The 23,058-nt window shown below is 40.9% G+C and carries 33 protein-coding genes; 2 read left to right on the plus strand and 31 right to left on the minus strand.

Translation table 11 applies throughout. From position 1 onward, the window contains the following. Positions 1-50: 50 nt before the first annotated feature. The 4 genes from dnaK to hemW all read right to left on the minus strand — a co-directional run bounded on the left by dnaK (position 51) and on the right by hemW (position 4,833). Entirely contained in the window at positions 51-1,877 is a 1,827-nt protein-coding gene (gene dnaK, locus JOD21_RS01505; protein WP_204727878.1) for a molecular chaperone DnaK, read from the minus strand. A gap of 25 nt (positions 1,878-1,902) precedes the next feature. Next, positions 1,903-2,445 carry a nucleotide exchange factor GrpE gene (gene grpE, locus JOD21_RS01510; protein WP_204727977.1) on the minus strand — a complete coding sequence of 181 codons (543 nt, stop codon included), beginning with the start codon at positions 2,443-2,445 and terminating at the stop codon, positions 1,903-1,905. Between the two features lie 121 nt (positions 2,446-2,566). Further along, positions 2,567-3,607, minus strand: a complete 1,041-nt coding sequence (hrcA, locus tag JOD21_RS01515; RefSeq protein ID WP_204727879.1) for a heat-inducible transcriptional repressor HrcA — start codon at positions 3,605-3,607, stop codon at positions 2,567-2,569. Between the two features lie 92 nt (positions 3,608-3,699). Further along, positions 3,700-4,833 (minus strand): radical SAM family heme chaperone HemW, encoded by a 1,134-nt coding sequence (gene hemW / locus JOD21_RS01520; protein ID WP_204727979.1) that lies wholly within the window; start codon positions 4,831-4,833, stop codon positions 3,700-3,702. 311 nt (positions 4,834-5,144) lie between these two features. Here hemW and JOD21_RS01525 point away from each other — a divergent pair, with 311 nt between their 5' ends. Together JOD21_RS01525 and JOD21_RS01530 are read left to right on the plus strand one after the other, a co-directional pair. Continuing rightward, positions 5,145-5,336, plus strand: coding sequence for a hypothetical protein (locus JOD21_RS01525; RefSeq protein ID WP_204727880.1), 192 nt, complete (start codon positions 5,145-5,147; stop codon positions 5,334-5,336). 106 nt (positions 5,337-5,442) lie between these two features. Further along, complete coding sequence (locus JOD21_RS01530) at positions 5,443-6,144, plus strand: Ltp family lipoprotein (protein ID WP_204727881.1); 702 nt, start codon at positions 5,443-5,445, stop codon at positions 6,142-6,144. Between the two features lie 44 nt (positions 6,145-6,188). On the opposite strand, the gene JOD21_RS01535 is transcribed toward JOD21_RS01530, so the two are convergent. The 27 genes from JOD21_RS01535 to JOD21_RS01665 all read right to left on the minus strand — a co-directional run bounded on the left by JOD21_RS01535 (position 6,189) and on the right by JOD21_RS01665 (position 23,019). Beyond that, complete coding sequence (locus JOD21_RS01535; RefSeq protein WP_204727882.1) at positions 6,189-6,527, minus strand: YolD-like family protein; 339 nt, start codon at positions 6,525-6,527, stop codon at positions 6,189-6,191. Beyond that, positions 6,528-6,749 (minus strand): transcriptional regulator, encoded by a 222-nt coding sequence (locus JOD21_RS01540; RefSeq protein ID WP_204727883.1) that lies wholly within the window; start codon positions 6,747-6,749, stop codon positions 6,528-6,530. Between the two features lie 104 nt (positions 6,750-6,853). Then, on the minus strand, positions 6,854-7,786 hold the full coding sequence (locus JOD21_RS01545; RefSeq protein WP_204727884.1) for an N-acetylmuramoyl-L-alanine amidase: 933 nt from the start codon (positions 7,784-7,786) through the stop codon (positions 6,854-6,856). Then, positions 7,783-8,220 carry a phage holin family protein gene (locus JOD21_RS01550; RefSeq protein WP_204727885.1) on the minus strand — a complete coding sequence of 146 codons (438 nt, stop codon included), beginning with the start codon at positions 8,218-8,220 and terminating at the stop codon, positions 7,783-7,785. Before JOD21_RS01550 ends, JOD21_RS01545 begins: the two co-directional genes overlap by 4 nt. A gap of 115 nt (positions 8,221-8,335) precedes the next feature. After that, positions 8,336-8,518: a hypothetical protein gene (locus JOD21_RS01555; RefSeq protein ID WP_204727886.1), complete on the minus strand. Its 183-nt coding sequence runs from the start codon at positions 8,516-8,518 to the stop codon at positions 8,336-8,338. A 33-nt stretch (positions 8,519-8,551) separates the two neighbouring features. Further along, positions 8,552-9,091, minus strand: a complete 540-nt coding sequence (locus tag JOD21_RS01560; RefSeq protein WP_204727887.1) for a hypothetical protein — start codon at positions 9,089-9,091, stop codon at positions 8,552-8,554. Between the two features lie 152 nt (positions 9,092-9,243). Next, positions 9,244-9,396 carry a hypothetical protein gene (locus tag JOD21_RS01565; protein WP_204727888.1) on the minus strand — a complete coding sequence of 51 codons (153 nt, stop codon included), beginning with the start codon at positions 9,394-9,396 and terminating at the stop codon, positions 9,244-9,246. Beyond that, positions 9,396-9,713, minus strand: a complete 318-nt coding sequence (locus JOD21_RS01570) for a hypothetical protein (RefSeq protein WP_204727889.1) — start codon at positions 9,711-9,713, stop codon at positions 9,396-9,398. The genes JOD21_RS01565 and JOD21_RS01570 overlap by 1 nt, the downstream gene beginning before the upstream one ends. An 11-nt stretch (positions 9,714-9,724) precedes the next feature. After that, a complete protein-coding gene (locus JOD21_RS01575; RefSeq protein WP_204727890.1) occupies positions 9,725-10,285 on the minus strand; it encodes a hypothetical protein in 561 nt (186 codons plus the stop codon). Between the two features lie 8 nt (positions 10,286-10,293). After that, entirely contained in the window at positions 10,294-10,734 is a 441-nt protein-coding gene (locus JOD21_RS01580; RefSeq protein WP_204727891.1) for a hypothetical protein, read from the minus strand. After that, complete coding sequence (locus JOD21_RS01585) at positions 10,734-11,252, minus strand: putative phage tail protein (RefSeq protein WP_204727980.1); 519 nt, start codon at positions 11,250-11,252, stop codon at positions 10,734-10,736. Before JOD21_RS01585 ends, JOD21_RS01580 begins: the two co-directional genes overlap by 1 nt. 1 nt (position 11,253) lies before the next feature. Beyond that, positions 11,254-12,306: a baseplate J/gp47 family protein gene (locus JOD21_RS01590; protein ID WP_204727892.1), complete on the minus strand. Its 1,053-nt coding sequence runs from the start codon at positions 12,304-12,306 to the stop codon at positions 11,254-11,256. Beyond that, the gene (locus JOD21_RS01595; RefSeq protein ID WP_204727893.1) at positions 12,299-12,742 is read right to left on the minus strand and encodes a DUF2634 domain-containing protein; all 444 of its coding nucleotides are present in this window, start codon (positions 12,740-12,742) and stop codon (positions 12,299-12,301) included. Before JOD21_RS01595 ends, JOD21_RS01590 begins: the two co-directional genes overlap by 8 nt. Position 12,743: 1 nt before the next feature. Then, entirely contained in the window at positions 12,744-12,995 is a 252-nt protein-coding gene (locus JOD21_RS01600; protein ID WP_204727894.1) for a hypothetical protein, read from the minus strand. Beyond that, on the minus strand, positions 12,995-13,975 hold the full coding sequence (locus tag JOD21_RS01605) for an XkdQ/YqbQ family protein (protein WP_204727895.1): 981 nt from the start codon (positions 13,973-13,975) through the stop codon (positions 12,995-12,997). The genes JOD21_RS01600 and JOD21_RS01605 overlap by 1 nt, the downstream gene beginning before the upstream one ends. Then, positions 13,965-14,390 (minus strand): hypothetical protein, encoded by a 426-nt coding sequence (locus JOD21_RS01610; RefSeq protein ID WP_204727896.1) that lies wholly within the window; start codon positions 14,388-14,390, stop codon positions 13,965-13,967. Before JOD21_RS01610 ends, JOD21_RS01605 begins: the two co-directional genes overlap by 11 nt. Before the next feature lie 12 nt (positions 14,391-14,402). After that, the gene (locus tag JOD21_RS01615) at positions 14,403-16,232 is read right to left on the minus strand and encodes a hypothetical protein (RefSeq protein WP_204727897.1); all 1,830 of its coding nucleotides are present in this window, start codon (positions 16,230-16,232) and stop codon (positions 14,403-14,405) included. A 190-nt stretch (positions 16,233-16,422) separates the two neighbouring features. Continuing rightward, positions 16,423-16,809 carry a phage tail assembly chaperone gene (locus JOD21_RS01620; protein ID WP_204727898.1) on the minus strand — a complete coding sequence of 129 codons (387 nt, stop codon included), beginning with the start codon at positions 16,807-16,809 and terminating at the stop codon, positions 16,423-16,425. Positions 16,810-16,837: 28 nt separating this feature from the next. Continuing rightward, the gene (locus tag JOD21_RS01625; protein ID WP_204727899.1) at positions 16,838-17,272 is read right to left on the minus strand and encodes a phage tail tube protein; all 435 of its coding nucleotides are present in this window, start codon (positions 17,270-17,272) and stop codon (positions 16,838-16,840) included. Positions 17,273-17,284: 12 nt separating this feature from the next. Next, a complete protein-coding gene (locus JOD21_RS01630) occupies positions 17,285-18,349 on the minus strand; it encodes a phage tail sheath C-terminal domain-containing protein (protein ID WP_204727900.1) in 1,065 nt (354 codons plus the stop codon). A 12-nt stretch (positions 18,350-18,361) separates the two neighbouring features. Further along, positions 18,362-18,832 carry a phage tail terminator family protein gene (locus JOD21_RS01635; RefSeq protein WP_204727901.1) on the minus strand — a complete coding sequence of 157 codons (471 nt, stop codon included), beginning with the start codon at positions 18,830-18,832 and terminating at the stop codon, positions 18,362-18,364. After that, the gene (locus tag JOD21_RS01640) at positions 18,829-19,248 is read right to left on the minus strand and encodes an HK97 gp10 family phage protein (RefSeq protein WP_204727902.1); all 420 of its coding nucleotides are present in this window, start codon (positions 19,246-19,248) and stop codon (positions 18,829-18,831) included. Before JOD21_RS01640 ends, JOD21_RS01635 begins: the two co-directional genes overlap by 4 nt. Beyond that, positions 19,248-19,586, minus strand: coding sequence for a phage head closure protein (locus tag JOD21_RS01645; protein ID WP_204727903.1), 339 nt, complete (start codon positions 19,584-19,586; stop codon positions 19,248-19,250). Before JOD21_RS01645 ends, JOD21_RS01640 begins: the two co-directional genes overlap by 1 nt. Beyond that, the gene (locus tag JOD21_RS01650) at positions 19,567-19,833 is read right to left on the minus strand and encodes a head-tail connector protein (RefSeq protein WP_204727904.1); all 267 of its coding nucleotides are present in this window, start codon (positions 19,831-19,833) and stop codon (positions 19,567-19,569) included. Before JOD21_RS01650 ends, JOD21_RS01645 begins: the two co-directional genes overlap by 20 nt. Before the next feature lie 12 nt (positions 19,834-19,845). Next, positions 19,846-21,231: a phage major capsid protein gene (locus JOD21_RS01655; RefSeq protein WP_204727905.1), complete on the minus strand. Its 1,386-nt coding sequence runs from the start codon at positions 21,229-21,231 to the stop codon at positions 19,846-19,848. Positions 21,232-21,260: 29 nt separating this feature from the next. Beyond that, the gene (locus tag JOD21_RS01660; RefSeq protein WP_338032847.1) at positions 21,261-21,851 is read right to left on the minus strand and encodes an HK97 family phage prohead protease; all 591 of its coding nucleotides are present in this window, start codon (positions 21,849-21,851) and stop codon (positions 21,261-21,263) included. Further along, positions 21,814-23,019, minus strand: coding sequence for a phage portal protein (locus JOD21_RS01665; protein ID WP_204727906.1), 1,206 nt, complete (start codon positions 23,017-23,019; stop codon positions 21,814-21,816). The genes JOD21_RS01660 and JOD21_RS01665 overlap by 38 nt, the downstream gene beginning before the upstream one ends. Between the last annotated feature and the right edge of the window lie 39 nt (positions 23,020-23,058).

The raw sequence follows: 23,058 nt of genomic DNA on the forward strand, positions 1-23,058 counted from the left end.
CAAAGAAAAAGCCAAAGCACCGTGACTTTGACTTTTCCCTGCATCTGAAATTATTTCTTGTCGTCGTCTACTTCTTCAAAGTCTGCATCGACCACATCATCTTCAGGCTTAGCGCCTTCTGCCTGCTGTTCCGCTTCAGCTTTCTTTGCAGCTTCTTCATAAAGCTTCATTGAAAGTGCCTGAAGGATTTCCTGAAGGGCATCTTTCTTCGTCTTGATTTCTTCAAGATCATTTTTCTCAATCGCTTCTTTCAGCTCGTCACGCGCTGCTTCAGCTTTTTTCTTTTCTTCTTCATCAGCGTTCTCTCCAAGGTCAGATAATGTTTTATCTGTCTGGAATACAAGCTGGTCTGCTTCGTTACGGACTTCTGCTTCTTCTTTACGCTTCTTATCCGCTTCTGCATTTTCTTCTGCTTCTTTTACCATACGGTCGATATCTTCATCTGATAAAGAAGTAGTCGATTTGATTGTAATCTTCTGCTCTTTCCCAGTACCAAGATCTTTCGCGCTTACATTTACAATACCGTTCTTATCGATATCGAATGTCACTTCGATCTGAGGTACGCCGCGTGGTGCCGGCGGGATATCACCAAGCTGGAAACGGCCGAGTGTTTTATTATCCGCTGCCATAGGACGCTCACCCTGAAGGACATGGATATCAACTGCATTCTGATTATCTGCTGCAGTAGAGAAAGTCTGTGATTTTGAAGTTGGGATCGTTGTATTACGTTCAATCAGAACGGTAGATACGCCGCCCATTGTTTCAATACCAAGTGATAGTGGTGTTACATCTAAAAGAACGACGTCTTTCACGTCCCCTGTCAGTACACCACCCTGGATTGCTGCACCCATTGCAACAACTTCATCAGGGTTAACGCCCTGAGATGGCTCTTTACCAGTTTCTTTCTTAATCGCCTCCTGTACTGCCGGAATACGTGTAGAACCACCAACAAGAATGACTTTATCAATTTCAGAAGCAGACATACCTGCATCTTTAATTGCCTGGCGCGTTGGTCCCATTGTGCGTTCGATCAGAGAAGATGCAAGATCTTCAAACTTTGCACGTGATAGGTTCATTTCAAGGTGAAGCGGGCCAGCTTCTCCTGCAGTGATGAATGGCAGTGAAATTTGAGTTGAAGTCACACCTGAAAGGTCTTTCTTCGCTTTTTCCGCTGCATCCTTCAGGCGCTGAAGTGCCATTTTATCTTTTGACAGGTCAATGCCATTTTCTTTTTTGAATTCTGATACTAAGTGGTCAATGATTACCTGGTCAAAGTCGTCACCGCCAAGACGGTTATCACCAGCTGTTGAACGTACTTCAAAGACGCCATCGCCAAGTTCAAGAATGGATACGTCGAATGTACCGCCGCCAAGGTCATAGACAAGGATTGTCTGATCTTCTTCCATTTTATCAAGACCATATGCAAGTGCTGCTGCAGTCGGCTCGTTAATAATACGCTCTACTTCAAGACCAGCAATCTTACCTGCGTCTTTAGTAGCCTGACGTTCAGCATCGTTAAAGTATGCAGGGACAGTAACAACAGCTTTTGTTACTTCTTCGCCAAGATAGCTTTCAGCGTATCCTTTTAAGTATTGAAGAATCATAGCAGAAATTTCCTGAGGAGAATATTCTTTTCCTTCAGCTTCTACTTTGTGATCTGTACCCATATGTCTTTTAACAGACATGATGGTATTAGGGTTTGTAATAGCCTGACGCTTTGCTACTTCCCCAACCTGCTTTTCACCATTTTTAAAAGATACAACTGATGGTGATGTGCGGTTACCTTCAGGATTAGCAATTACTTTTGCTTCTCCGCCTTCAAGTACAGCGACACATGAATTTGTGGTACCTAAGTCAATTCCAATAATTTTACTCATCTTAACATCATCCTCCCAAATACAATTATTCGTTTACTTTTACCATTGAAGGACGGATTACGCGGTCCTTCAGCTTATAGCCTTTTTGTAATTCTTCAATGACTGTATTTGATTCAGTACCTTCTTCAGATACCTGCATAACCGCCTGATGAAGGTTCGGGTCAAACTGCTGACCCACTGATTCAATTACTTCGACACCTTCAGCTTTCAATGCTTCAAGAAGGCTTGAATGAACCATTTGCATCCCTTTTAACAGTGAAGCAGATTCATCATTTGTCGTTTCTATATTTAGCGCACGTTCAAAATTGTCAAGAGCAGGTAAAATACCTGTCACAACATTTTGAGCACGATACTTCTGCAATGTTTCGTTCTCTTTTTGAATACGGCGTCTATAGTTATCGAACTCAGCACGAAGCCTCAAGTATTTATCTTCAGCTTCTTCTGCTTTTTGCTGCCAGTTTTCTTCAGCTGCTATTTCTTCTGTTTCAGCCGTTTCCTCTGACTCAACAGCCGCATCCTGCTTTAGTTCTTCAGTTGTTTCCTGCTGTACTTCTTTTTCTGACACGATCTTTCACCTCCTTGAAATGATTACCCTATTTAAAAACTGATAAACGCTGTATTGACAGATCATTTATCATGTCTGATGACAGTAAAATACACTGCACGGCATGATTGACCATGCAGGTATTTTATTTATCATCCCGGTCATAGAAGGTCGAGAGCGCTTTTGATAAATCCATGCTGATCACATTCAAAAGGCTGATAACCCGTGAGTATTCCATTCTGGTCGGCCCTAATATAGCAAGTGATCCACTCTGACCGCCAATCACCGGAAAAGATGCAGTAATCAGTGATACATCTTTTAATGCTTCATTATTATTTTCTTTACCAATCCGGATCTGAATGCCTGATCCGCTCGTTTCTTTTATCAGCGGGTACAGATAATCTTCACTGTCAATGACATCCATCAGCATTCTAAGCTTATCAATATCATTAAACTCCGGTTGATTCATCATGTTCATCTTGCCGCCAAAGAATAATTTATCATGAACAGGTATATTCATAATCTGCGCAAATGCTTCGATCATCAGATCATAGTTAGCAATATGCCGCTTTAAAAATAGTGCAACTTCTTTGTACATTTTATCCTGAAGCTCAACCAGTGGTGTTCCCGTCAGTTTGTCATTCAGGATCTTAACCATACGTTCTATATCCTCCGGGTTCAGGCCGGGCGGGATTGTAAAACGTTTATTCTCCACATGTCCTGTGTCAGTGACAATGATTGCAATGGCACTCTCGAGGTTCAATGGAATAATCTGGACGCTTTTCACTTTATTTTCATGATGGTCAGGTCCAAGCACTATAGACGTATAATTTGTCATTTGTGAAAGAATTTCAGCAGAACGCTGAACAACGTTTTCGATCTCTAAAATTCTGTCCGCAAAAATGGACTGGATCTGAGACATATCTTTTTTCTTCAGTGCCTGCGGTGAGAGCAGATGGTCTACATAGAATCTGTATCCTTTTTCTGAAGGAACGCGTCCGGAAGAAGTATGGGTCTTCTCTAACAGCCCCATTTCTTCAAGGTCGTACATCTCATTTCTGATCGTTGCAGAACTGAATGGAATGTTTTCCTTCTTCGATAAGCTTCTCGAGCCTACCGGCTGGGCAGAGCGAATAAAATCATCAATAATTACTTGAAGAATAAGCAATTGCCGATCAGTTAACATCATTCATCACCCCTGTTAGCACTCACTAATCACGAGTGCTAAATCTAATTTATAAGTTATCAAATGATGATTTTACTGTCAACGGGAATGCATTAATTTAATCCAAGAAAAGATTGAAACACTTCATTTCCTAAAAATCTGCCTTCTTTCGTTAACCTTACACGGTTATGATGAAGCTCCAGCAGCCCTCTTGTAGTCATATCCTTCAATGGCTCACGAAAGACATGATCAAGTTCTTCGTGAAATTTTTCTTTAAAAGTTGGGAGAGCTACACCTTCAGTTTTCCTGAGACCAAGAAACATCTCTTCTTCCATACTTTCAAAGCGGGTTACTTCTGCCTCGTGAAATACAGGCCGCTTCCCTTCTTCAACTGCCTGAATGTATTTTGATACCGGACCGATATTTGAATACCTGATACCATTTACATAACCATGTGCCCCGGCCCCAAAGCCGTAATAGGATTCATTGTTCCAGTAAGTCAGGTTATGCAGGCTTTCGTAGCCATGCTTTGAAAAGTTACTGATCTCATATTGATGGATGCCTTTAGAAGCCATTTTTTCCATCAGCAAATCGTACATTGCAGCTTCTGTGTCTTCTCCGGGCAATGGCAGACGTCCTTTTCTCATCAGATTATAAAACACCGTTTTCGGCTCTACGATCAGTGAGTATCCTGAATAGTGCGGCAGGTCAAGGTCAAGTGCACGGTCCACTGTATCTTCAAAATCTTCCAGTGTCTGCTCAGGCAATGCATAGATCAGATCGATACTGATATTGCTGAATCCTTCTTCCCGCGCTTCCCTGATCGAGCGGTATACGTCTTCTGTCCGGTGGTTACGGCCTATTTTTTCAAGCAGTCTATCATTAAAGGATTGAACGCCGAAGCTGAGTCTGTTCACACCGTGAGCTTTTAAGACGTTTATTTTCTCTTTACTTAAATCGCCCGGATTGGCTTCAAAAGTGTATTCAGTAGATTCATTAATATTAAATACACGGCTGATACCCTCACAGAGCTTTGCTAGCTGCTCGGCATCCAGCGCAGTCGGTGTTCCGCCGCCGACAAAAATACTTTTCATCGGTTCTGATTCTTTATGAGCAGACTCCATTTCTCTGATCAGCATCTCAATATACCGATCGACCGGCTGATTTTTCATAAATACTTTATTAAAATCGCAATAGTGACAAATATGATGACAAAACGGAATGTGTATATAAGCAGCTGATGTCATGATTTCATCCATTCCTTTCACACAGAAAAAGGGACGTATTCTGCTGATGGCAGAACCCGTTCCCTTTCTGTTTCAGTAAAATTATTTATCTCCTTCATCCATCTGAAGGACAGCCATAAAGGCTTCTTATGGTGATGTTGGTACGGAGTGTATCTTAATGTATTCTATTGTATTTAGCAATCAAGACAGATCAAGGGTGTATCTGTTCATTTAGTATCTTATCATCATTTATTATATTTTTGTTTATCTCAGTGTATTTTATCAAAACGGTGGCACTACGGTGGAAAACTTATTTTATGGAGGGATTTCTAATGGAAGGAAAAATCAAAGAAGAATTTTTATCGTTAACGGAAAAATTGAATTCAAACGAGGAAGCAGCTCTTCTATATTACTTGCTAGGTCATATAGAAGGTGGAGAAGATGAAAGAATGATGAAAATTATTATCAAAAGAATGAAGGACCTCAGAGAACGCGAACAACAAGACAGAGGGCAGGAAGTTTAATTACGATAAAATAATGGAAATTTTTTAGGAATAAAGTCTTTTAATCTGAAAATCTTCATGTAGAATTGAAAATGAAACAAAATTATACAAAATAGGGGGATTTGATATGTCGAAAGAAAGAAAAGTAAAGAAGCCAATTTATAAGCGTTGGTGGTTTATCGCGCTTGCAGTAATAGTTGTAATTGGTGTGATTGGAAACCTGGGTGGCACTGAAGAGGTTGCGGATGACGCTACTGAAACTGCCGCTACAGAAGAAGCTACCGCATCTGAAACTGAAGCTGAAGCTACAGAAGATACCACTGAAGAAGCTGTTGAGGACGAACCTGCAGAAGAAGAGGCTGTTGAAGATGATGTGCCAGCTGAGTTTAAATCAGCATTAACTAAAGCACAAATGTACTCAGATACTATGTACTTTTCAAAGGAAGGCTTGTATGGTCAATTAACAGCTGAATATGGTGAGCAGTTCCCTGAAGACGCTGCACAGTATGCAATGGAGAATGTTGAAGCTGATTGGAACGAGAACGCTTTGAAAAAAGCTGACTCTTATGCGAATGACATGTATATGTCTAAAGCTGGTGTATATGATCAGTTGACTTCAGATGCAGGTGAAAAGTTCTTACCTGAAGAAGCTCAATATGCAATTGATAATGTTGAAGCTGACTGGAATGAAAATGCACTTCAAAAAGCAAAATCTTATCAAACAGATATGGCTATGTCAGTTGAAGCAATCCGTGAGCAATTAACATCTGAATACGGTGAAAAATTTACTGCTGAAGAAGCTGAATATGCTGTAAGTAATTTAGAATAGCAGTACAATTTAAAGAGCCCCTGCCGGCAAAAGCAGGGGTTTTATTATGCATGATTTACCCCTACCACTTCATCAAACTTTACTTTAATCTCACCAGAAGCATCTTGTATTAATATGTAACGCTTTTGATATTCGATCAATTTTACTTTTCCAGTCAATAACTCTCTCTTGTGACCATTAAAAATCTTTATCTCTACAACCTGATCAAATTCCATTGATTCCTGAATCGTCATAAAGATCAGCTCCATCATCTGATCATCCATGATCGGCTGTTTTACTGCATTGTACTCATACTCAAAGAAGTCACGCAGCTGACCTACATGTTCAGGCAACATCATACTGGTCCACTTGATTGTACCGCGGTCTCTATTTTGATCATCCACTCAGATCACCATCCTTTCACGCTTAATAATAGGAACAATTGAAAGAACGCTATTATATTGAAAATTACGTACCGCTCCACGCTTCAAACAGAATGCAGTGAATGAGGTCTCACTAATATTCCGTATCTTGATTTTACGTTCCGAACATTGATCGTTCTTATCCATATAAATCATTTTCAAGGTGTAGCCCTGTTGTTGGTACTGCAATAGCTTTTCCTTCATCATTATTCCCTCCCTTTTGTCTGATTATACGAACAAACGTTCTTTTTGTAAACAAATAAAAAAGCGACCCTATACAAACAGAGTCTCTTTAAAATCACATTTTATTACTTTTGACTTGCTCTGTAGTGCATCAGAATTGCTTGTGCTCTTGTAATTGGTTCACCTAACTTTGTGCCATCACTGACCTTTTCCTCCTGTGCCCACTTCACAGCCGCTGCAAGCTCCATCTCATAATTAGAGTGCTTTTCATAGTCCATATACTTGCCATCTACGTTAGAAGCCCACGCACCGCCTCCCAGGGCAAGCCAACCATCTTTTTCAGCATACACTGTGAATGCAGATCCTTTATCCAATTTTCGAATCAGTTTACCTTTAACATTCGGTTGATCTCTAAGGCTCAATCCATCTACTTTTACTTGCGCTGTCCCAATACCTTTCACTAAATCCACCTCTTTCACAATTTTAAGTTTATCAGCTGCTGCCGTCTTGACTCCTGATTTATAAGCAGCTTCGATTTTGTCTCTGAACGGTTTAAATGATCCATACTTATTTAGAATCAACTGAGGGCAGTATTTGCCGCTCCACGCTTGGTGAGGGCGTACATGATCAATCGGCAGTTTGAAAGCGTGCATAAGATATGCATGAAGGGCAATTGCATTATACTCAATCGCTTCACGATCGCACCCTGCGTGCATACATTTCTCTACTCCAATGGAGCTCATGTTCCCTGGACCTGTACCATCTCCACAATGCCAGGCATTCTCATCAAACGGAATGTGCTGAATGATGAAATGCTCGTCTACTGATAAGTGCCACGATACATGACTGGTGTCCTTCGGATGATAACTTGAAAGGTTATGAATGAGCCGGTTGTGCATTTCAGCATTTGCATTGCGGCCCGGGTTTCCAGTGTCGTGATCAGTCGTATATTTTGGAACCATTTTATTTCCGGGACGTACTTCAGGATTGCCTTTCTGAATTATATCCACGATCACTGTTGCGTTACCGATTTTTGAACCGTGTTCTAAGGTGATCAAGAAGCATCGTCCTTTCTGTTCTGATCTTGTGGTCGATCTTCACGAAGCTGAGAGAACCGCTCACTGATGATCGCTGGCAGCTTAATGCCGAGGTGCCCCATATTTTCAACAATAGAGATCCCCTCCATACCGATTAAGAACATGATTAATGTGTATCGGATGAAATACCCTTCACCATCACCGGTGATAGCATCCAACTGAACAGCAACGATAATCGCCAGGAACATAGTTGCCTTTTTCATGATGCCCTTAAATGCGATTTTACTGTTAAGTTTTCGGTCATTGATGCCGATCATGATTCCCGTGATGTAGTCCACGATCATAAAAATGGATAGGGCAACAATTAAGTTATCCCACCCTCCAATTAAATAAGAGACGACTGAAAAGCCCCCTCCCCAAAAGAATGAATATGCTGTATCTGTACTATGCTGCATGATTGGCCTCCTCTTAATTTGGCTATTCGTCATGTTGTCCTCTTCCTCTCGTGATGAAATGGACCCCCTAATAAGAAATATAAAAAGAGCACCTCAAGTGAGATGCTCCCGTGCTTTATTTATTCGCCATACTTGTAATACCATTTATGAATCTTTCTATTTCTTCTCCGTGTAAATTGAATATAACTTCTTCACCAGTTTTGGTGTAAGAACCTGTGAGAACACCGAAACTTAAATCAAAATTTTTAACAAAGATCGTGTCATCTGTTATACCCTTGATCAGTTTAAATGCTTTCATCCCAGACCTCTTTTTTTATCCATAGTTCTAAGATTATCGCTGTGCATCTTTTCCATATTGGATTAACCTTTCAATGTCAGAAACCTCTATTAAATGATGAGGCTTTTTCCCACTTTCCTTATCCTCTGAGTTCTGAAGAATCAAAAGCACTATTAGCGAAAAAATAATACTCTGTAATTTACTGACTGATTCACTACCATAAGAGGTCATTTCTTCTCTAATTAGCACCAGTTTAGGGGTAAATGAGTTTATGATCGCATCTAGATCTGAAGAAGTTATTTCATAATCTATGTCATGAGCAAAATTATTTCTAATCTTATTGAACCTTTGATATGCTTTTATATCTTTCTTTGTAAAGACTCCCATAGCAGCAAGTAAATTGATCTTTTGCATTAAGTACATTTTTTCATAGTTTAAAACTGAAGGATCTACCAAAATTGTATCTAGTAAGTTTTCAAGATGATTTTCCATTATCAAATGTCCTTTTAAAACTATAGTCAAAATAGACTGCTCTTCGAAAATATACTTATGCATTTTATAAATCCAGGTCGCTGTTTCTTCATTAGTTAACATAAAAGCTCCTTTCCTTTTAATAATTATCATTTCTAAATTTTTTATGAGTTTTTTACTAATACCATAATTCAACAAGTGATGAGGCTATTCCTTTATTTTCTACGAAAAAATACACCTTATTCAGGTGCTCTCTACGACGCATAAGATTCCGATCATTCAGCAGTGACGATTAGATCCTGCTTGCCTTCTCCGATTAAAATTGCGTCTACGTCCGCCTGGTAACGTTTGTAAAGACTGATGCTGAATACGTATGAATACTGCTGACTACCGTCCATAATTTTTGTTGCGATATACATTGCCATCATTAAATTCCTCCTCCATTTAGTTCAGGTATGATGATAAACATTAGTTCTTCCATTGTTGCGTCTTGCATTTGTATCTTAGCTTTTAACTGCTCGTTTTCTTCAAGTAATCGTCTGGCTTGTGGATTGTTACGGATCGCTGAATCTGATATAAGATTTTTATTTTCATCCACACTATTAATCCAGATTGTTTTCTCAAATTCATCCCCAAGTGCATACTGCTCACTGATAGCGTAGTCGTAACCAGTTAACAGAGTAGGTTCTGATTCGTGGATTTCAACTACTTGTTTTGTATTGATTTCATACTCTAAATAAACCAACTTAAACCCTCCTATTCTATCCGTAACTCATATAGATAAACGTCCGCAAAATTTAGATTACCTGAAACACAGTGTACAATGATGTAGTATTCTCCACTCAAGCTACTAATATCTAAGCTCTGAACTCTCCTTGAAAAATTAGAGCCGTTCCTGATACGGGCAGTATAACTTTGAAAGTAACTGTTTTTAACTGGTGATATAGCAACCGAAAAGTCTCCTGGTCCTGACGCAGCCCAATCTACATAGAGTGTTGATAGGTTTGTAAGATCAATAGGTATGTCAGTTGCTACCGAAGTGTTCTCATTATTAAATTGACCCCCGCTTCTTATACGTATATCTGAAGCTCTTTTTTCTACAAAAGAACCTGTACCTCCTAGTCGCGCTTGAACCATGGGAATGTATTCGATACCTTCTTTATAGATTTGGACAAGATACTGCATGAACTCTTTCCATACACCTGAGATATTACCCTTCGGCAACACCTTTTCTTTCCATACACCTCCCACGTTCTGCCATACATTCTTAACTTCAGTCCATGTACCGGATATATTAATCCACGTTTTTTTAGCCATGCAAACACCTACTCATACTGGAAGTAGACGTCTCCGTCGCTTCCGCCCGTCGGTTCTGTTGTGCCAAACGTGATCTTACGCTTCTGATCTGGGTTCAGTGTAGATTCTTTTCCGTTAAGCGCACTTTGTAATCCAGTGATATTTCCGATCACATGTGCACCAGTCGTCCCTTCCGCCGAATGCGTCGTAAGCTTCTGCAGTACCTCATTCATGGCCAAGACTAAATTTGTCTTATCATCAGTGGTCAATGTAGCAAGATTTCCAATGCTATTTCCAATCTGAGTAATATCTTCAGCAACATCTTCATTCATTGTTTTTTGAGCCTGGGCAAACGCATCAATCTTCTGCCAGTTATCATTTAAGATCGTATCCAGGTTAAAGTTGTCAGTTCCTTCAGTAACTGGATTCGGCAAATATAAATCCAATTCAGGTGAATATTCTTTTACCATCAGTTGACCCCTCCTCCCATATTTTCAAGCAGCAGCTCATTCACTTCACCGATTGTCATAGAGCTAACCTCACCAATCGTCAGGAACCTGAATTCATAGGTAACGGGCAAATGAGCAGGCTTCGTGTTCTCAATCGCTTCCTTCAGTGCATCAAGGTTTGGCGGTCTGCCGATCTGAGATGTAAAGGTAATAACAATCGTGCCGTTAAAATCAACGACCACATCACCATTCGTGTATGAATCAGCGACTACTTTAAGCAGCACCGCATCCACCTTACCTGAGCCGCGCATCTTCGACTTAATCACACCGCGTCGTTCTTCATATGGCTTCTGGTGATTCGTCGGGATCTGCAACTCTCTTTCAAAGATGTCCAGTCCCCATGTCGCCGTATCAACGTCCATCTGTAACCTGATATCATCAAGGTCAGCTTTTAGTGCTGCAATTTGATTTCCTTCAGCGTCAAACACCTCATTGATATACTGGCTTTTACGCATGAAAAGAGGGAGTGTTTTAATCATGTCAGACAAGACTAATCACTCCCATCACTGCGACTTCATCTTCAGCAACATCAATATTTACTGTGCCGCTGTTCACTGTAAGCCCTGTGTAGTCAGCCACTGCGTTTGAGTTGATAATGATGGACCCAATCTGAGCATAAGAAACAAAGTCCTGTTGAAAAGCAATATCACGCAAATGAGCTGTCACGTTGTCTGTGATCTCATCCAGTGCCTGCTGCTCTGTAAAGCCTTCGTTTGTTGTCAGTGTGAAGGATAGGTCAATATCAACACCGGTAGCGCTGACGACTGTGGCAAAGGCTCCAATCGGGGCAGCACCATCACCTAAACCAGTAATGCCTGGATCAATGTATTCTTGGACATCTTCTACAATCGCAACACTTGCAGGTACCCGGTTGCTATCAATAATGACTACCTTCACCGTGTTATCCCCATTCCACAAGGGAAACACCCTTGCATCACCCACACCCTGCACTTCTTTGGCCCAGTTCATGTAATGGTACCTGTTTCCGGAAGTAGCAGGTGTTCTGATCCGGTCATAATAACGTTGCAGGATATCAGCATCTGACTCTGCTTCAAAACCATCATACGTTGGTTCCGGATTTGTGACGCTGTTGATATTATCGAGTGTTACCGGCATAGATGTGATCTGATCCGCAGGCACGACTCCATTCTCACCAGCTACAAGTGCTCTGACTGGAACATCAGCTGTGCCGGCTACTGTAACTGTCTCAGTCGCTTCAAACTGAATGCCAGCATCCGTTTCAAAGAGATCGCCTTCATTGATCGTTCCGTTGCCAGTGGCTTCGACTATACCGATCGCAAAAGTAGCAGTTCGTCTTTCAACTCCTGTGCGCTCTTTAATTCGTGCAGCAAGCTCTTCACCGGACAAGTTTTCAATATCCAGTTTTTCAGAGACAGCTTCATTCTCCTGATATGCTTTTTCAAGCTCTATTGAAACGGGCTTTGTCATATCGAACGTAAAGGTACCTACACGCTTGTCATACTGATCACTGATCTCACTCAGCATATTGTCGTGAATCTCTTGTCTATCCACTAATCGTCACCTCCTCCGGAAACGTGTCGTAAATTGAATTTACAGTGAATGATACAGATAATTTACCTTCACTTTTAACAGCACTGAAATTGGTTAAAGAGTTAATCTCTTGATTCACCAATAGCGCACCTTTTAATTCGTTCTCCATTGATTTGTTTATAAAGTCTGCAGGATAGTTTGTTCCGATCAAATCTTCAGCTCTAATACCATGATCGGGATTATCCATATAGACAACAAATCTTTGTCGGGCCGTCAATATAGTTTTGTGAATCCACTGTTTAAGTGCTTCCTTGCCAGTGATCTCTATCATCTTTCCATTGCTAAATACAAATTCTCCTGTCTCAAAATCAAAAAGAAATGATTTTCCCGGAACAACAGGTTGCTCAGTTTGGGTAATCGTTTCATTGAATACCAGCTCTGTGATTTTCGGAAGCATGTCACACCTCCACGTCTATGATATAAAACTGCTGCATATCGCCAGAAGGTATCAGGATCACTTTATAACCGATCTCCTTTAAACCATTAGAAAATGTCCTCGACTGCTTTAAATGACTGCTGTTAAGCAAGATATTCTCATTCAATCTTACTTCAAGGGGATACAGCCTGGTGATTATGCCGGTTTGTGCTCCTAAATAGGATTTGTTGTCCCGCTCTTTGAACATTTTAGCCAATTCAGTAATTGGGTCCATTACTGCACCCCTTTCATACTTAAATCAAGGCTCATCATATGAATGCCATTCTGTGCTGTATGCTGAACCGACTCAATCATATACAGACCCTTCATACCTGTGATTGGCTCATTGATTTCAATCATCCTACCTGCAAGGACCCGACTATCTCCCAACATCTCAAGTGAGTTATCTTCAAAAACTTTTCCCAACTCTCTCAAAGTGTTTCGTGCAATGTTCCTCGCGCGTGGCCGGTCCTCTTCTTGCACATCCACAATCTCTGAAAGTAGTCCGTAAGCTTGTATCAATGAATCATTACTTACTGATGCAAGCAGCTGGCCGTCAGAAGTGACTTGTATACTGTTCTTCATTCCTTTAATCGTTCTTTTACGTGATGGTGCGGTCATTACATCTGTTCCATTGCTGGCATATATCCCCCGCTCATAATAGGTAGGAACAATCACAATATCTCGTGATCTGTAAACATGAAATTTACCTTCATACATTTCAAATTGATAGTTAACACCCTGATCAGCTTCAGCCTGCAGGAGAACATCTTTGATTATGTCAGAGAGCGTTTCATTCATATAAATCTTATCGATCTTAGTTGGAATTTTAATGATAGAGTAGATCGGAATATTGTAATCGCTACAGATCCGTTTAATCGCCTGGTCAGCAGCAATACCATTGAACTGATAAATCCGTTTTGATTCATTTAAGTAATATGCAAGGTCAAACGCTGTAAAGGGAATAGGCTGCCTGCCAGTTAAATCTTCGTCTATTACGATACATCTTGTTACCTCACGCTCCCCATCTTTTAATATGATCATATCACCCAGATTAACGTGCTTTTTCGGATTGTGAATGGCATCGCCGAACGCATTTCCAAAGTTCAGCTCTACACCCAATTCATCTTTGTTTGAACGCCAAGAGATCTGATCAGTGATTGGCGTGATGTCCAACAGTTCATTTCCTCTTGCTCTCCATAATTTAAGCGCCATGACCATCCTGCCTTTCATGTACAAAGTTAAACTGACTTAATGAAAGGGTGTAATAAACGTCAGTTGAACCATCCCTCGGCGTATAAGTAATTTCATCGATCGACGCAGCCATATTAATGGGGGTATCTGTAATGATCAGTCTGATAGGGACCCTGCGAGCCATCCACGCTTCAATGATCTCTATATATTCAAAGCCTCTATATGTCTGATCGCGAGCAAAAGAGTAATACCGGTTTGGAAAAAATGACTGCAGTGTGATAGTTTTTAACCCTTCAAGTCCGATTAACCTCAGTGCCTTCTGATCTAATCGATTAAACGTTTCATTGTTATAAGGGAGTTTTATTTCAAACTCTTCCGGCACAATAGGCAGCCGGATCACCTGTTCTCTATTATTAATACTTAAAAAGATGTCCACCTATTGCACCTCCTACGAGTTATTCAAACGTTTTTGAAGTTCACGAACTAATTCATTTATGATTTCAGATGAAGTCATGTTTGCTCCATAGATATTTATATTCTCAACAGTCACACTTCCACCCTCTGAACGTGCCATTTGAACAGAGCGATCATGAGGGTAGACTCTTGATCCGTTTGGCAGGTCAACAATTTCACCGCCACGTTCATTAATTTGAGCCAAGCCACCCCGGAAGTAACTTGTCCCCTGAGCAAACTTCGGGATCGTTGGTACGTTCATTTCAAATCCTTTACCACCGATACCTGGTACCCAGTCAGGAATTTTAATACTCGCAAAGTTATTGAATCCGGTGATCATTGCATTGAGCTTATCAATAATATAATTTACTCCCACTCGTGCAGCAGCCTTCATCCCACTCCACATGACTGAAAACCCATCTTGAATACCTGAGAATGATCCTGTTAATGAAGTCCATAACTGCGAACCCTTTTCACGTATTGTGTCCCAGTTCTGCCAAAGCAGAATACCTACAGCGATAACAGCACCGATCGCAATCGCAATCCAACCGAGTGGCGATAATGCAAGTGTTCCGTTTAGAAGTGCCTGGGCAATTGTTAACCCTGTGGTGACACCTTTCCATACTCCTTTTGCTGCCGCTACTCCAAGTACACCGACTTTATATGCCGCCATCGCTCCAACAATACCGTAAACTAACGGTCCAATAGTAGACCAATTATTTGTTACGGTCTCATAGATGCCCATTGCTCCATCAGCTACACTTGCCATCGCATCTACAACTAATGGTAGGCCCTCATCGCGCATCCAAATTAAATACGGTTGTGCTTTTTCAAGACCTGATGTTAAAAATTCACCTGTTTCAGATGCAGCGTTCTTAAAAGCATCAATTGTCGGTTGATTCTGATCAATTGCACTTTTGATATTGTTAAAAGCAATGGTCCCTTGCTCGCCTACCCAAGACAACGCGCCACTTGCGATTGACATAGCTGATGAAACTTTCTCCTGAATGGCTGGCATGTTATCAGAAGCAAAGGTTACAAACCTCTGAAGGTATGGAATTGCCCCTACTCCTAACTCAGTAGCAAATCCCTTAGCTTGTGCCTTTACATTGTTCAGCGACATCCTAAACTTTTCAGATTTAGCGAGATCCTCTTCACTGATCACATTTGCTTTCCCCTTCAAGTTATCAAGTTCTTTACTTGTCATATTAAGGACCGGTGCCAATTCTTCACCAGTAGTAGAAAGCAAAGCAGTTGCAATAGCATTACGCTCTGTTTGATTTTCCATTCCCTGCAGGGCAGTGATTGTTTCATTAAAGAGCTGTTCCTGCGTTTTTAATGCACCTGATGAGTCAGTAACAGCAACACCAAGCTTTCCAAACAGCTCCGCCCCTTCACCAACACCATTTGAAGCATCCATTGCTTTTTCGGCCAAAGCCGCTAAATCTCCGGAAGCTTGTTCAACAGAGTAACCATAAGACTTCATGACATGGTCCCATTGTTGGAAACCGTCTGTGCTCATACCTGCCACTTGGCTAAACTTCGTTATCTCTGATGTAGCTTCCACAGCTTTCATTGCCAATCCGCCAAGTGCCGCAGCCCCTGCTGCTCCTAAAGTAGCCATGCCTGCTGCCATACCAGCTGCACCTTTTGCAACACTGCTAAACCTCGAAACAGCAGTGCTCCCGAACTCTTTCACTTCATTTTTAGTGTGTTGCACTTTTCTTTGAAAATCTTGCGTACCGCCAGTTGCTTTTTTAACTCCTGAGGCAAAGTTTCTATCTTTGAGGGTAAGCACTGCAGATATAACACGTTTCCCGGCCATGTCTGAGCCTCCTTACAAAAAAAGAGAGCCTATGTGGAAACTGACCATTTAGCTCTCTCTTCATCAGAATATAATGACATACTTGCTTCCATAAACATTTTCGTATCCTCCGGTAAATTCATTAATTCATCTAATGAAAACCCCTTTTGGAGATAGTGATGAAGAAAATACAATTCATCATCACTATTTATTAGTTTTTTAAATCATCTACCCTTTGTATCGCATCACCATAACCGGCCATTTCAAGACCTGTTTGTGCGATAAAAGGAATCTCACCAGGTTCAAAGATTTTTTCTACAATGTCTATTGGTTCTGCACAGCCAAAAGCAGTCTGTAGTTCTTTATCTTTAAGGTTCGGCTCTACCACAAGGTTATAGACGAGATATGGATCTGCTTTATCAGCTTGATTCGGATCTCGTGTCATCGCAATAGCTTCAACACAAAGTGAACGTTCCGGCTTTTGGATGGTGATTGTTGCATCAAGCCTTGGCAAAAGAAGCTCAACCTTTGTATCTTTTTTAAGCTGGTACTTATCCTTCTCTCTTAAAATATCTGTGATAGAAAGTTTTTTCGGCATTGAGATTCTCCTTCATAATTTAAGTATTTTATGCTGAAATTAGATCGATCGGATCATAGTCAGCAAAGTTGAACGGCATTTCTTCAGTACCCAGTGTTTTCTGCTCAAATTTCATCAGCATAAATTCATTAAATGTGACTTCATTGATCGCTACACGTTCAGCCCCAAATGCATCCGGATCAGCAATTTTGCCAACAATATTAATGTCTGGAATCTGACCTCTTTTAACAAAGTCAGCCAGCAATGCAGATCCACGACTATATACTTTTTTCACGGTCATAGTACCTTCCCCGGCCCATCCAGTCATCTTTTTATGAGTAGCTCCATCACCAGGCATGTTTACATCCTCATAATTAATGACAACCTTGCCTTCAAAGGTTTCCACGTCAAGCCATTTTTCGCCATTCACCCATACGGCACCATAAGTGCCATTGATGACGCGTTTACTTGGAATTTTGTTCATGCTTATCCTCCTTTAGATCGCAATTGAAAAGTCAAGGTCTTCCATTGTATCTACGATTTTAATATTTCCTGCTAAGAATACGTTCTTTCTAAAGGACGTTTCTTTTACCCTTTGCTCATCCCAGTCAGTTGTATCGAAGCCAGCTTCTTCCCATGCTGCTCGTTGCGCTGCTACATCAATACGAGCCTGATTAGTGGCGTTAGGGTCAAGGATTTCATCAGTCTGTAATCTCGTGAAATAACGATTTACAGAATTGATAAAGATGACTTGATTATCATAAATGTTATTCACTTTACCTACATACTCATCATCAAAAGTAGAGTAAATATCATCATGAATCATATCCATCGCTTCAATCACACGGATGCTCTTAAACTCATCATTCTTAGTACCATTTGGCGTGATTGTCACGAGGCTGTTAACACCACGACCAATCTTAATTTTTTCACCATCGTTAATAAGGATAAGCTCGCCTGCATCAACTGCAGCATTAGGATCTTCAATTTCTGTAATGCTCTCCACTTCATCCAATACAAAGTATGTTGCTGAACGTGTGAATGGTAGACCCGCCAGAATACCGGCAATTCTTGCTGTGAATTCTGCTGTGTCATAAACCTTTTCTCCAACCTTGATATCGTTAGTTGTAAAGTTAATGATTGCTTCATGATCTTCCCCTGCGTTAGGCAGCACAGCTTTAAACGTTTTGCGGTTATCAGCCCTGTTTGTCTTAATCCATTCAGCTATAACTGTCACATCTGCTGTTTCAATTGCTGGAACGGCCAGATAGTTAAAGCGCTTATTTTTTAAACGTGTGAGTGCTGCAGTATAATCAACTGCTGTTGTATCAAGACGCTCTACGATGACCTTACTTGGATCACCTTTAAAAGCATTCGCAATATAATCGGCATTCTCAGGTGTCCAATCAGCTGTTTCAACAGCAGTAGGGTCTTTATATTCAATACTTTCAAATGTTCCGGTGTCATCTTTCAAAATCAACGAAACAATTCCAAGCTGACTGCGTTGGACTAGCGTTTGAGCTTTTCCTGTAAACGTAATATTAATCTCAGGTAGTCCCATAAGATCGCTCCTTTATTTCTTAAATTCAAGTTCTTCCATTTTTTCAACTGGTGGTCTATCATGCTGCACCTGTTCCGTCACCCGCTCGATAATTTCATTTTCAAGCCCCTCATATTCTCTTCCGTCATAAAATTCAAGAGAGAAAGAAAAATTGAGAACGCCATCAGTTAACACCGCATCAGCATCAATAATGTCGAGGTGCCTGTCCTTTACCTTTAGTTTCAAGTCAAACGCATATTCAAGATTCTCCTGTACATCAAGAACCTCTATAGAATATGTGTAACGATCTGAAGGAAAGTAATAAATTTGAACCGTCAACATTTTATGCACATTGTCCACATCACCTGACCGAGTGGAGGGGAGTAATTGCACAAAAAAAGAAGGTCTCGGAAAACCTTCTTTAACATCTCTGCTATTGATTTCAACTTCGAATGAAGCGAGTTTTCTTCCAACTGCTGCAGCAATATCTTTGTATGTGATCATAGCTTGCCACTGTCCAGCATGTCATCAAGCCAAGCCTCAAGCATCTTGTCAAATTGACCTGAACTATCAAACTTCTGAATCCCTTTTTCCATTACTTTTTTGCCCGGGACAAATCCATGCTCATCTCCATCTTCATCCACAATCCTATGACCGTGTTCAATCAAGTGCGCATGTGGCTGTGAGTTAATTACACGTACAACGATTTGACCATCTTCGTCCTTAAAAGCTTTCCCACGCTTAAAGCCTTTATGATAATTACCTGTTTTCTTTTTCACTTCGCTGCGCGCTACCCTGGCGACTTGCGTCCGGGCTTTACTCCCAATCTTCCTCATGATTTTAAATGACTCTTTCGGGAGTTTTTTCTGTGCTACGTCAAGGAGGTCTCTTTGAAATTCAGAAAGGCCTTCGAGTTCCATCAGTCAATCAACTCCTGACAAAAGATTTCAAGTGTCTCATTTTTAAAGAAAGGGTTGAGGATATATTTGATTTCAAAACGGTGACCACGGAAATGAATCTGCATGTTTTTTGTGATCTCTTTACCTGCCCCATACCGGACAATAATTTTATGAGTCACATTCGTCATGATCGTGTCCGCTTGTTGACGCTGTAGGCTGCCTGTTTGAGGAACAAGTTCAGCTGAGATCGTCTTCAACTTTTGGTATTCGTAAGTCGTTTCATTCAGCTCATTCAGCGTTTTAACATTGTCGTAAATATCAATGAGAAATTTGGTTTTATTATTCGTTCGTTTCGGCATCTGAGAACACCTCCTGAACAAAGAACGGGGTCATAGCATCCAGTGCTTCCTGCATTTCTTTTTCCGCTACCCGGTACTCATAATAGATCCCGGCGCACATGATGACCAGGTATTCTACCTCCCGACCAACAGCATTCTGAACATACTTCTCTCCCTGCTGAACATAAATAGAGAGCATAGAATCATCCATGCCCTCATCCCAGTTCAAATGAGACTTTAATTTCACGACATATTCTGCAGTCGTCATTTGACATCACCCTTATACTCCGGCGTTAGGATCTACCTCGCCTACTTCGTAACGGTAAACAGCCGGCTCAAATGGAGAGTAAACCAGTTGACCATCAAGTAGGTTGTAAATTTGGAAACCGATTTTGTTCGTGCCGGCAAACTTCTCAACAAGCTTCTGCAGTTCCATCGCACCGATTACATCCTGAATGTGGAATGCTTTGAAATCACCGAAATAGAACACAGGCGTTTCATTATTAGCACCGCTCACTTCATCAGCAAAATCTAGTTTATGGCCAAGTAGCTTGTATCCTACACCATCGGTAGACTGATGCAATAGAGGGCGGCCTGTTGTATCTGTCATGCCTTCAAGCACAGTCAAAGCTGCACGGTTTACAATCCACATAGACTTTTTAAGGACCGCAGTAACTGGCTGTCCTTTCATTTTCACTAATTGCTGATAAAGTTTTTGTGAGTATCCCACTGCAGTGATGTCAACTGCTTCAGACTCATAATATGGAACGGATTTTTTAGCAAGAGCCCCTGGGTTTTCGTTTCCTACGTCATCCCCATTGAACATATAGTTCGTTTCCTTACGAACATACGCTTTTTTCAATTCTTCAACCACGATATCCTCAACATTAACACCTGACATTTTGATGAGCTTTTTACTGACTGTTGCCAGTGCATCAAACTCAGCTGGATCAAGTAGGATTTCATCAAACTCAATGTCCGTTTCAGGCATCTCAGCTGTACGTTCTGTTTTATTAACGTTCGCTTCAGCTTTTTGTACAAGTACAGGGTACTTCACATTACCAGTAGTTCTATGACGTGAACCATATTTACGCAGTAGGTTTTCTTCCTGCGCATAGGTGATGATCTCATTAGCAATTACTTCTGGAATTGTTACTGACCCATTACCAGCTTCTACACCCAGTGATCGTGCTTCAGCTTCTGAAATATTGCCGACCACAAAGTTAGCAAATGCAGAACGAATTTCTTTTTCTTTTGTTTTTGAAGTTTTCTTCCCACGGGTTGAAAGTGCGCTGCCGATTGCTGTCATCACATTTGAACGTTGCTCGTCAGAAATGCCTGAGCGTTGTTCACCTTGTCTTTCCTCTCCGCCCTCTTCTCCTGAATCAGCATCTCCGTCCGCCGAACCATCTTCGCCATCACGCTTCTCATCATCCTCAGAACCATCACCACGATCTTCTTCATCTGCAGAATCTTCTTCTCCGTTTGCATCCATGTTTGCTAGTGTATTAGCAATTTCCTGCAGCTCAGTGGCGAGCTCTTGAATCTCTTGATTAACTGCTTCAAGACCCTCTGCACGAACTTCACCTTGTTCAACCTGTCCGCGTAGATCCGTAAGTCTAGCTTTAGTTCTCTTTTGCAGTGCAAGTAATGTTTTTCTTTTCATTTGATACCCTCCAAGGCATGATTTATTTTTTATTTAATTGACAGTGCGTGGTTAATTTTCTTAATAATATTGATTCGTTGCTCCACTTCACTGTCCAATTGCTTACTTCTTACAAGAGAAGCTTCAGTTTCCTCATATGCCGGTATACTTACAATTGAAATTTCATAAAGCTCTACTTCGAGAATGGTCCGCAGGGCTGGATCTGCAGTATAGTCCCACATCTCTTTTCCTTCCTCGATGTAAAAACCAAAAGAACACTGATTGATGTCCCCGCGCTGCATGCTCTCAGCGAGATCACGACCTAGTGATGTATTTGGCAATTCAATCTCGAACCTCAAACCACGTTCGTCTTCTTCCAGTCGCAGGGTGCCTGATTTCGTCCGGCCGAGCACATGATCCCAGTTATGGTTGAATAATGCTCTAATATCCTGATTCTCTGAAAGAGTTCTCGAAAATGCGCCTGGCTCAATGACTTCTTCAAAGTAGTCCCCGATACTTGTTTTTGAATTAAACACTGCAGCGTATCCAGTTACTTTAGGAGGTTGCTGATCGGTAGCATCCCGGGCCTGAAGCTTGGTGATGTTAAATGTCCTCATTTCCCGTTTTCTCATTTTGTTCATCACCCCCCTTCAAGCTATTATCAGTAGCATTTTTCTCGCCGATCTTAGACAGATCATTTGAGATATATACAGCCTGCGTTTCTGGCGTGTTCTGTTTCGGGAATCCGAGCATTTCAGCCACATTATCCGGTGATGTGATACCTGTCCGAACGATGTTATATCCGATATTTGTTTTCGTGCTATACGTTACGAAGTCAAGTATATTAATCTTGAATTTCACTCGCTTTTCTGAATCACGACCAAAAAAAAGAAGACTCAGGTGGTCTTCAAAATTCTTCATGATTGGACGTACAGCTTTATTGTGAAGGTACATCATAGCCTTTTCTAAATCTGATTTAGTCAAGGCAGTATATGTGTCTACATTAATGCCAAGAAATTTTCCTAAATCCTTTTTATATACATTCAAGTATGAAAGTGTTTTGTCATCATCGATCATGCTTTTCATTGGTTCAATTGAGTAACCTTTGCCTAATGGAATCATTTTGACTGAGCGTGATTCATCAATCGCTTCAAGCTGATCAAGAATTGCTTTAATTAATTTCGACTGAGCGCCGTTCTGTGGGTTAATATGCGCGTCCAGTTTAAGCATGAAAGCGAGTAACCCACCTTTAGAGTATTTGTCCGTCAATACCTTTTCGGCGCTCATAACGCCTTCTAACGTGTTTTTGCCGAGCTCCAATAACCCGACACCTTTTAGATGATCAGTACCAATATTTTTAATGTGCCTGATCATATACCCCGGCACTTTCTGACCATTGATTGTAAAATGTTCAATCAGCCGCTCGTCTATTTCTGTATAGACGTTATTAGCAATATGGAGCTTGTCACCGTCAAGGACTGGAAATACTTCGCCATGAAGTAAATATGAATTTGTCATGAGCTTGATATATTCTGATCCAGTTAAATAATTATTAGGACGTTTCAAAGTTTTCAGTGCCTTGTCATGCTTTAACTCATTACCTTCAGTATCGGTGATCATGATCTCCGCTAACATCATTTGATTACTAATATCCTGCAGCAGTTCATATACGTCACTTGATTCAAGAATGTTTTCATCACTTGCATAACGTCCGCCGTAACGGATGGTATTTGAGAATATTTCATCAAACCATCCACGCTTTTCAAGTTTGCTGTATACGTAATTAGAAAACCGATCTCTTAACCCCAATTTCTCACCGCCTTCCACCTCTTAAATAACCTAAATTAC

The organism is Jeotgalibacillus terrae (assembly GCF_016908195.1).
Taxonomy (GTDB): domain Bacteria; phylum Bacillota; class Bacilli; order Bacillales; family Jeotgalibacillaceae; genus Jeotgalibacillus; species Jeotgalibacillus terrae.